Annotated in this window: 2 protein-coding genes; one reads left to right on the top strand and one right to left on the bottom strand. The window is 75.6% G+C overall.

All coding sequences use genetic code 11. The features are described 5' to 3' along the window. Positions 1-158: 158 nt before the first annotated feature. Positions 159-1,064, bottom strand: a complete 906-nt coding sequence (locus tag ACIQOV_RS39725; protein ID WP_359897007.1) for a TIGR01777 family oxidoreductase — start codon at positions 1,062-1,064, stop codon at positions 159-161. A gap of 83 nt (positions 1,065-1,147) precedes the next feature. Here ACIQOV_RS39725 and ACIQOV_RS39720 point away from each other — a divergent pair, with 83 nt between their 5' ends. Next, positions 1,148-1,645 carry a GNAT family N-acetyltransferase gene (locus tag ACIQOV_RS39720; RefSeq protein ID WP_359897009.1) on the top strand — a complete coding sequence of 166 codons (498 nt, stop codon included), beginning with the start codon at positions 1,148-1,150 and terminating at the stop codon, positions 1,643-1,645. The last annotated feature ends 217 nt before the right edge of the window (positions 1,646-1,862 follow it).

Below are 1,862 nucleotides of genomic sequence, written 5' to 3'. Positions count from 1 at the left end.
CCCCCGGCGCGCGCAGCCACCCCGCGCGCCCGCCGCCCAGCACCCGCCCCAGGAGCCGCACCAACCCGTGCGCCGGCCGCGCCCGTCCCGTCGGCCGCGCCCGTCCCGTCGCCCGGCACCCGCTCCGCGCGTGCCCCTGACGCCGCCCCGCGCACCCGTCACATCGCGGCGAGCACCGCCGAGTACACGTCCGGGTGGGTGAAGCGGAAGCCCGCGTCCAGCAGCCGCCGCGGCACCACCCGGTGGCTGCCGACCACCTCGATCGCCAGCTCGCCCAGCACCGCCTTGAGCACCGCCTCCGGCACCGGGAACGGCGTCGGCCGCCGCAGCGCCCGGCCCAGCGCGGTGGTCAGCTCGGCGTTGGTCGCCGGGTTCGGCGCGGTGAGGTTGAAGGCGCCGGAAAGGTCGTCGTGGTCGATCAGGAACCGCAGCGCGGCCACCTCGTCGTGCAGCGAGATGAAGCTCCAGTACTGCCGCCCGTCGCCGAGCCGCCCGCCGAGACCCAGCTTGAACAGCGGGAACAGCCGCCCGCCCGCCCCGCCGGCCGCGGACAGCACCATGCCGGTGCGCGGGTGGACGACCCGGATCCCGGCCCGCTCGGCCGGCCGGGCGGCGTCCTCCCACTCCCGGCAGACCTCGGCCAGGAAGTCGTCGCCGGCGGGGGAGTCCTCGTCGATCACCCGGTCGCCGGTCTGCCCGTACCAGCCGACCGCGGAGGCGCTCACGAGGACCTGCGGCGGCTCCTTGAGCCCGGCCAGGGCGACGGCCAGCGTCTCGGTGCCGTACACCCGGCTCTCCCGGATCTCCCGCTTGTAGGAGTCCGTCCAGCGGCGGTCGCCGACCCCGGCGCCGGCCAGGTGCACCACGGCCTGAACCCCGGTCAGTCCGTCCCGTTCGACCTCGCCGAGCAGCGGGTTCCAGCCGATCGCGGTGCTGCCGTCCGGCCGTGGGCCGGTCTTCGAGCGGTGCCGGACCAGCCGGACCACCTCGTGGCCGTCCGCCAGCAGGGAGCGGACGAGCGCCGAACCGATCAAACCCGTGGAACCCGTGACAGCGATGCGCATGCGCCCATCCTCGCAGCTCCCGCGCGCTCCCGCGGTGTTCCCGACCGGCCGTCACCTCCGCGTGCGCCGTTAGCATGACGCGCATGCCTGACGACGATCTGATCATCCGTACGGCGCGGAGCGAGGACGAGCGCGAACTCGCCGTCCTCAACCACGCGGCCTGGTCCGTCCTGTCCGACGTCTCCCCGCAACCGCCCGTCGAGGACCCGCTCTTCGACGAGCGGCACGCCCCCGAGCACTACCTGCTGGCCGTGCTGGACGGCCGGATCGTCGGTTACATCCGGCAGGTCCCGGCCACCCGGCTGGCGAGCAACCGGCACGTGCGGCAGATCCAGGGCCTGGCCGTCGACGGCACCGTCCGCGGCCGGGGCATCGGCCGGCGGCTGGTCGACGCGGCCTGTGCGGCGGCCCGGGCCGAGGGCGCCCGCAAGATGAGCCTGCGGGTGCTCGGGTGGAACGCTCCGGCCCGCCGCCTCTACGAGAGCTGCGGCTTCGTCGTCGAGGGCTCGCTGGCCGAGGAGTTCCTGATCGACGGCCGGTACGTGGACGACATCTGGATGGCCCGCGGCCTGGCCGACTGAGCGGCAGGGCAGCCGCCCTGCCCGCACCCGCGCGGTCCTCCCGCCCCGCCCGCGCGCCGGCCGTTCGAACAGGCCTGCCGCCAAGGGAGGTTGGCCGCCCGCCGGGCGGTGCAGAGTCGTGACAGTCCCGACCTGTCTGGAGCGCCGCCGTGCCGGGTACCGTACGCCCGTGAGCAACTCGACGCCTCCCGGGTGGTACCCGGTCCCGGGTGCGGAC

The sequence above is a fragment of the Kitasatospora sp. NPDC091257 genome (genome assembly GCF_044757675.1).
In the GTDB taxonomy this organism is placed as follows: Bacteria; Actinomycetota; Actinomycetes; order Streptomycetales; family Streptomycetaceae; genus Kitasatospora; species Kitasatospora lactacystinica.
The sequence above is the reverse complement of the archived record's forward strand: the minus strand, read 5'-3'. Positions and strand labels throughout refer to the sequence as shown.